The sequence below is a fragment of the Streptomyces sp. NPDC028991 genome, from assembly GCF_055564775.1.
Map to the genome: position 1 here is coordinate 1 of NZ_JBVHVP010000054.1, position 7,631 is coordinate 7,631.

The 7,631-nt window shown below is 72.1% G+C and carries 5 protein-coding genes; all 5 read left to right on the forward strand.

Translation table 11 applies throughout. The annotated features are described in order from the left end of the window. Positions 1–334: 334 nt before the first annotated feature. Complete coding sequence (locus tag ACZ4V1_RS35675; protein ID WP_468345280.1) at positions 335–1,054, forward strand: haloacid dehalogenase type II; 720 nt, start codon at positions 335–337, stop codon at positions 1,052–1,054. Positions 1,055–1,173: 119 nt separating this feature from the next. Continuing rightward, complete coding sequence (locus ACZ4V1_RS35680) at positions 1,174–2,388, forward strand: AAA family ATPase (protein WP_468345283.1); 1,215 nt, start codon at positions 1,174–1,176, stop codon at positions 2,386–2,388. A gap of 20 nt (positions 2,389–2,408) precedes the next feature. Next, positions 2,409–4,022, forward strand: coding sequence for a VWA domain-containing protein (locus tag ACZ4V1_RS35685; protein WP_468345285.1), 1,614 nt, complete (start codon positions 2,409–2,411; stop codon positions 4,020–4,022). Positions 4,023–4,240: 218 nt separating this feature from the next. Then, positions 4,241–4,690 carry a DoxX family protein gene (locus ACZ4V1_RS35690; RefSeq protein WP_468345288.1) on the forward strand — a complete coding sequence of 150 codons (450 nt, stop codon included), beginning with the start codon at positions 4,241–4,243 and terminating at the stop codon, positions 4,688–4,690. A gap of 480 nt (positions 4,691–5,170) precedes the next feature. After that, on the forward strand, positions 5,171–7,423 hold the full coding sequence (locus tag ACZ4V1_RS35695; protein WP_468345291.1) for an alpha-N-acetylglucosaminidase: 2,253 nt from the start codon (positions 5,171–5,173) through the stop codon (positions 7,421–7,423). The last annotated feature ends 208 nt before the right edge of the window (positions 7,424–7,631 follow it).

A 7,631-nucleotide genomic window follows, 5' to 3' on the forward strand; every position in this document is an offset into this window, starting at 1 on the left:
ACAACACAGCCCACTCAGCATCCGAAAGCTCATGACGACGCACCACGACAAGCATGATCCCTCATCACTTGAGCACCTTTGAAGACGACTCCTAGCGCCGCTCGGGGCCATGGCCAGAACTGTCCGCGAGTGTGAGGTGAGAGGGCTCGTGTGCGGCTCTCGAACCGGTGCGGGAGGGGGTGTGGTGCGGACGCGGGGTGGCGGCTGGGCCGGCGTGGGGCAGGACTTTCCGCGGGAGACGAGTACGCGCGGCCGGGTCCCGGGAATCCGGTGGCCCGCAGCCGCGTTCGACCAGCAGACCCTCCCGCGCCCCGCTTCGTACAGGAGACGCCGCATGTCAGAGCTGGAGATCGATGCCCTTGTGTTCGACGTGCTCGGCACTCTCGTCGACGAACCAGGCGGCGTCCGCGCCGGCCTCCGCACGCTCGACCCGTCCGCCGGCGACTCCCGGGTGGAACAGCTTCTGTCGCTGTGGCAGCGGCACGTCGGCCGCGAGCAACGTCGCATCGTCGCCGGGGCCCGGCCCTACCTCACGAGCGACCTGCTCGACCTGGAAGCCGCCCGGCTGGTCGCCGATGCCGCCGGAGTCGGCGACCCGGCCGCCGTAGCGGCGCTGGCCCGGTCGGGTCGCAGGCTCGAGCCGTGGCCCGACACCGTCGCGGGGCTCGCCCGACTCGCCGAACGGTTCCCGCTGATCGGACTCTCCAACGCGGGACGGGCGGCGCTGCTGGACATCAACGCCCACGCCGGACTGCGCTGGCACCAGGCCCTGTCCGCCGAGGACGCCCGGACCTACAAACCCGACCCGGCGGTCTACCGACTGGCCGTCTCCGTTTCGGGACGGGAGCCGGAGCGGCTCCTGATGGTGGCGGCCCATGCCTGGGATCTGCGCGCGGCACAGGACCTCGGCCTGCGCACGGCCTACGTCGCCCGTCCCGTCGGCGACCCACCCGCGCCCTCGGACCGCTTCGACCTGCACGCCGACGGCCTCGCCGGCCTGGCAGACCTGCTCGAGCACGCAAAGGGGCACGTTCGGCGGGGCGCGCGGTCGTAGAATCCGCGTGTTCCGCAGCCGGCGGGCCCCGACCGGCCGGAAGCCTGCGAGAACGGGTATTCCGGCAAGACGGCCATGGCCTGCCGGCCCGATCGAACGCCATACGCAAGGAGTCGGCCATGGGCCCGCACGACGCGCAGGGGGCGGCCGCGCAGGAGACGGCACGGCGGTTGCGGACGATCGGCCACGAGCTGGCGGACCGCTTCTACGAACGGGCCGACGTGGTGCGGACCCTGGTGGTGACGCTGCTGGCCGGGCAGCACTCGCTGATACTCGGCCCGCCCGGCACCGCGAAGTCCGAGATGGCCCGCGAACTCACCGGCAGGATCGAGGGTGCGTCCTACTGGGAGATACTGCTGTCCAAGTTCACCGCGCCGACGAGGATGTTCGGGCCCATCGACGTCGCCGCTCTGGCCCGGGGCGAGTACCGCCAGGTCTACGACGGCCGTGCCACGACCGCGCACATCGCGTTCATCGACGAGATCTTCAAGTGCTCCACGGCGGCGCTGAACGAGACGCTGGGCTATCTGAACGAGCGGATCTACCACCCCGAGAGCGGCGGCGAACCGATCCGCTGCCCCCTGATCGGAGCCGTCGCGGCGAGCAACGAACTGCCCAGCGGAGAGGATTCGGCCGCGATCTACGACCGGCTGCTGGTGCGGATCGAAGTCAAGTACCTGGAAGATCCCTCGAACTTCGCCGCGCTGGTCCGCTCCGCCGTCAGCCGCCCGGCGGCACCGAACCGCACCACGGTCGAGCTGTCCGCGCTCCAGCGCGCGGTTGCCGAAGCCGTCCCGGCCGTCGACGTCCCCGACGTGATCGTGGACGCGATGTGTACCCTGCGGGCCGCCCTGCGCCGCAGGGAACTCGTGGCCTCCGACCGGCGCTGGCGGCAGTCGGTGGGCCTGCTCCAGGCGTCCGCGTATCTCGACGGACGCCCGGCGGTCGCCGAGACCGACCTGTCGGTGCTGACTCACGTGCTCTGGAACTCCCCCGCCGAACGGCCGGCCGTCGAACGCGAGGTGCTGCAACTGGTCAACCCCGACGCCAAGGAGGCGCTCGACCTCTCCGACACCATCGACGAGCTGGAGGCGCAGCTCGATTCCATGGCCGGGCAGTCCCGCGAGGCGCTGAGCGAGTGGGTCATCAAGCGGGCGCACAACCAGCTCGCCATGGCGGGCAGGCAGTTGGAGAGGCTGCGCGAGGAGGCGGCGAGCGCCGGCCGCTCCACCGCCGCCATCGACCGGGTCACCGGCCGCCAGCGCGCCGTACGCGCCCGCGTCCTCACCGAGGCCCTCGGCGTGGACGCGAGCGCGGTGCGGGCACAGCTCTGAACACCGAGGTGACGCAGACCATGGGCGCGAGACCGGGCGAGCTCGACGAACTGGCGGGCCGGGCCGAGAAGTGGCTGATCACGTCCTCCGCGGCCGCGGCGCGGCACACCACGGCCGTGGTCGCGGACCGGTTCGACCGGATCGCGTGGCGCGACACCTACGAGCAGTCGGCCGGACTGCGCGAGCTGGCCGAGGAACTGAACGAGCGCCACGACCACGCCACCGACCTTCTGACCGACGTGTTCCTGGCCGCGTACAAGACCGGCCCTCGGTTGCGCGACCCCGCCGGGATGGACCCCTCACGGCTGGTCAACCACCAGGTCATCACCTCGTTGGTGGACTCGCCGGACTTCGCCGAGCTGCACCGTGAGACGGTCGGGGACCCCTACGCCGCCGCCATGGCCGTACTCGCCCAGGCCACCGCACTGCGCCGGATACTGGACGGCTCCCGGGACGCGCGGGAACGGGCCGAACAGGCGAAGAAGGCCCGGCAGGACGCCGACGGCGCGGCGGCCGCCGTGGGCGAGGCGCTCCAGCAGACCGCCGTCGAGGCCGCCGGGGAAGGCACCGCACCGGCCGCCGACACCGTACGACGGGCGATCGAGGCCGCCGAGACCTCGGAGGCCACCGCCCGGCAGGCGGCCCAGGGCGCCGCGCAGGCCCTCGCGGCGGCGGTTCCCGGTATCCGTGCCGCCGCACGGAGCGCGACGGCGAAGGCCGCCGCGGCCACCCGGGAGGAGGCCACACTGATGCGGGCCTGGGGCGTCGGCTCCGGCGACCTGGAACGGATGCCGTTCGACCGGCGTGCCCGGCTCGCCGAGCGGCTGCGCGGCGGCCGTCTCGCGCGGTGGGCCGAGCTGATCGGCCGCTTCCGGCAGATGGCCGACGGCGAGCGCGCCCGCAAGGTGGAGAACGCGACGGGCGAGCTGGTCGGCGTCACGCTGGGCGACGACCTCTCCCGCGTCATCCCCTCCGAGCTGGTCAACCTCGGCCTGCCCGAGCTGCGTGCGGTCTTCGCCGCGCGCTACGCCGCCGGGGAGCTGATGCTCTACGACAGCCGGGGAGAACAGACCACCGGGCAGGGCGCCATCATCGCGTGCGTGGACACCTCGCACTCCATGTACGAGGCGGGACCGGGCGGAATCACCCGGGAGGCGTGGTCCAAGGCATGCGCCCTGGCGCTGCTGGACCAGGCCCGCCGGGCGGGGCGCGACTTCGTCGGCATCCTGTTCGCCGCCGCGGACAAACTCCAGGTCTTCCGCTTCCCGGCCGACCGGTCCGCCGACATCACGCGGGTCGTCGACTTCGCGGAGACCTTCCTCGGCGGCGGCACCAGCTATCAGCGGCCTCTGTCGGCGGCCCGCGAACTGCTGGAGGAGGAGTTCAACGACGCCGGCCGCGGGCGCGGCGACATCGTGATGCTCACCGACGACGACTGCGGCGTCACCGAGGAGTGGATGCGCGGCTGGAACGACGCCAAGCACCGGCTGGGCTTCCGCGTCTTCGGCGTGGCCGTCGGCGCCCCACGGGTCGCCGAAGCCGACTCGGTCCTCGACGCCCTGTGCGACAACCTGCGCTCCGTCGAGGACCTCACCGACGTGCACGCCGCCGCCGACCTCTTCCGCGTGATCTGACGAACGGGCATGGCCCGCGTCGAGACGGGGCTTGACGACGGGACCCGCGCGCCGCGCACCGCCGCACGCCGGACGCCGGTTCGACGGCCGTGCGGCTGGGAACGGAGTCTTCCTCTGAGTCGAACGCCCCGCGCGCACGTAGGTGGTACGGGAGGACTCTCGCCCTCCCGGCCCACGTCGCCCGGGGACGCACCGACCGATTCGAGGAGAGCACACCGATGAGCACAGCACGCCTGAACGACCGGCTGACCAGGCACCAGCCCCTGGTTCTTGGCCTGTTCCGCATCGTCCTCGGCCTGCTGTTCACCAGTGAGGGCGCCGCCACGGTCTTCGGGCTGCTGGATCGGCGGGCCAGCCCCGCGGGCGACTGGCCGTTCTGGTACGCCGGGGTGATCGAACTGGTCGCCGGTGCGCTGGTGCTCGTCGGCGCGGTGACGCGCGGCGCGGCGTTCCTCAGCTCGGGAATCATGGCCTTCGCCTACTTCACCGAGCACCAGCAGGACGGCCTCTTCCCGCTGCAGAACGGCGGCCTGTCCCCGGTGCTGTTCTGCTGGGGGTTCCTGCTGCTGGTCTTCTTCGGACCGGGCGCTCTGTCCCTGCCGGGGCTGATCCGCCGTGGCGGCACCCTTCCGGACGAGGCCCGGCCGGTGGCCGGCCGGGCCTCGTGACGGTACGGCACGTCCCTCACCCGGTGCTGCCACGGGTCTCGGCGGCTACGGCCACTCTCCGGTCGCCGGAGACGTGTCGCGGAACTCCGTTCAGGACGGCCGCCCGCCGAACTGCCTCCATGGCTTCAGTCTGCGGCCCGGCGAGAACACCTGCTTCTCCACCCTCCGTCGCACCGTCGTCCCGTCTCCACCCGTCGGCGAACCATCCCGTCGCACCGGGCACACGGTGAAGGCCTTCCGGTTCCACTCCGACGAGGGCATCGTCCCTCCGGCCGGCCGGAGCTCTGCCGGCCACCGGCGCCACGGTCCCGAAGCGCTCGCCCGGTTCGGTCTGGTCCGCGCCCGGAATCGGTGACCGCCCGGTCAGCCGGCCGCTCGTGGCCGAAGAACGACGTACCCCCGGGGACGCCTCCTTGACTGGTGACTCGCCGACCCCCATATTCGCCAACACCCCGTCACTCACTCCCGTAGAGGTGGCCAGTGAGAAGCCTCAGAGCCTGGGCTGCCCCGTACGCGGCCACCGCCCTCGTCCTTCTCACCACGGCCCTGAGCCCCGCCTCCTTCTCCGCCTCGGCGTCGCCGCCGGGCGAACCGGCCTTCGACACCCACCCCGCCAAGGCCGCGCTCGCCCGGCTGTTGCCGCGCCACGTCTCGCAGTTCACCCTCGCCGCAGCGAGCCGCCCAAGGTCCGGGGACTACTTCAGCGTGTCCGGCCGAGCCGGCCAGGTGCGCGTTCAGGGGACCAGCCCCGCCGTGATCCTCAGTGGCGTCAACTGGTACCTCAAGTACACGGCCAAGGTGGACATCGGGTGGCCCGGACGGAGTACGGCCAAGCTGCCCCGCACCCTGCCCGCGCCCGCGGGCACCGTCCGCAGGCATGCCTCGGTTCCGCACCGCTTCGCGCTCAACGACACCGACGACGGCTACTCCGGTGCCTACCGCGACTGGACGTCCTACGAGAAGCAGATCGATCTTCTCGCCCTGCACGGAGTGAACGAGGTCTTCGTCCAGATGGGCGCCGACGCCGTCTACTACGAAACACTCCAGGAGTTCGGCTACTCCGAGGGCGAGCTCGGGTCATGGATCCCCGGTCCGGCGCACCAGCCGTGGTGGCTGATGCAGAACATGTCCGGCTTCGGCGGCCCGGTCTCCGAGCGGCTCGTCGAGGAGCGGGCAGAGCTCGGCCGCAGGATCACCGACCGGCTGCGCCAACTCGGTATGACCCCCGTCCTGCCCGGCTACTACGGAACCGTGCCTCCGGGATTCACGGAGCGGAACCCCACCGGGCCGGCGGTGCCGCAGGGTGACTGGGTCGGATTCGAGCGGCCCGACTGGCTCGACCCGCGCAGCGAGGTGTTCCGCAGGGTCGCCGCCTCGTTCTACCGCCACCAGCGTGAGCTGTTCGGCGACTCCACCATGTACAAGATGGACCTGCTGCACGAGGGCGGCCGGCCGGGGAACGTGCCGGTCCGGGACGCGGCCGAAGCCGTGATGAACGCTCTCCAGACCGCGCGCCCCGGCGCCGTGTGGGCCCTGATCGGCTGGCAGAACAATCCATCGACGCAGATCATCGACGCCGTCGACAAGAGCAGGCTGCTCATCGTCGACGGACTGTCCGATCGCTACGACGGCCTCGACCGGGAAACCACCTGGCACGGCGCGCCCTACGCGTTCGGCACGATCCCCAACTTCGGCGGTCACACCACTGTCGGCGCCAACACCGCCGTCTGGGCCGAGCGCTTCGAGCAGTGGCGCACCAAGCCCGGCAGCGCGCTCTCCGGCATCGCCTACATGCCGGAAGGTACCGGCGGCAACCCGGCCGCCTACGAACTGTTCACCGAACTGGCCTGGCGCAGGGGCCCGCTGGATCACCGAGCCTGGTTCGGCCAGTACGCGGAGCGCCGCTACGGCGGTGCCGACCCGCACGCCGCCCGGGCGTGGGAGCTGTTGCGCAGTGGCCCCTACAGCACACCGTCCGGCACCTGGAGCGAGTCCCAGGACAGCCTGTTCACCGCCCGCCCCTCGCTGACGGCCACCTCGGCGGCCAGCTGGAGTCCCGGCGCGATGCGTTACGACCCGAGTACGGTGCACCGGGCGCTGGCCGAACTGCTGCGGGTCGCGCCGGCGCTGCGCACCACCGACGCCTACCGCTTCGATCTGGTCGACGTCGCCCGCCAGGCCCTGGCCAACCGCAGCCGGGCGCTGCTCCCGCGGATCAAGGCGGCCTACGACGCCGAGGACCTGACCCGCTTCCGCGAGCGGGCCGCCGAGTGGAAGAGCGACCTCGCCCTGCTGGACCGGCTGCTCGCCACCGACACGCGGTTCCTCCTCGGCCCTTGGCTGGAGGACGCCAAGTCCTGGGGCCGCACGAAGGCGGAGAGGGCCGCCGCCGAGTTCGACGCCCGCTCGATCCTCACCACCTGGGGCCACCGCTCCGGCAGCGACTCGGGTGGCCTGCGGGACTACGCCAACCGGGAGTGGTCCGGCTTGGTCTCCGACTTCCACGCGATGCGCTGGACGACGTACCTCGACTCCCTCGACACCGCGCTGGCCACCGGCCGGGCGCCCGTCGCCATCGACTGGTTCGCGCTCGAGAACGCCTGGAACCAGCGGCGCGACAGCTATCCCGTCCGGGCGTCGGGCGACCCCGTGGCACTGGCCACCGCGGTTCTCCACGCCCTGCCCACGCCTGCTCCGCCCGGACCGCCGGCCGGCGCCGGGGGCAATACCTGACGGGGACGTTCCCGGCTCCCCCGGACAGCCGATTCACCGATCCACTCCGCCGGTTGGTCGACCGACTCGAGAGGCTGGGAGGCTGCAGTGAGACAGGTGGGACACAGACGGGCCGGTGTCGTCGTGGCGGTGCTGAGCGGTCTGGCGCTGGCCGCGGCGACATCGACGGCCGCGCACGCCGACGAGCACACCGACACCGGACCCGACG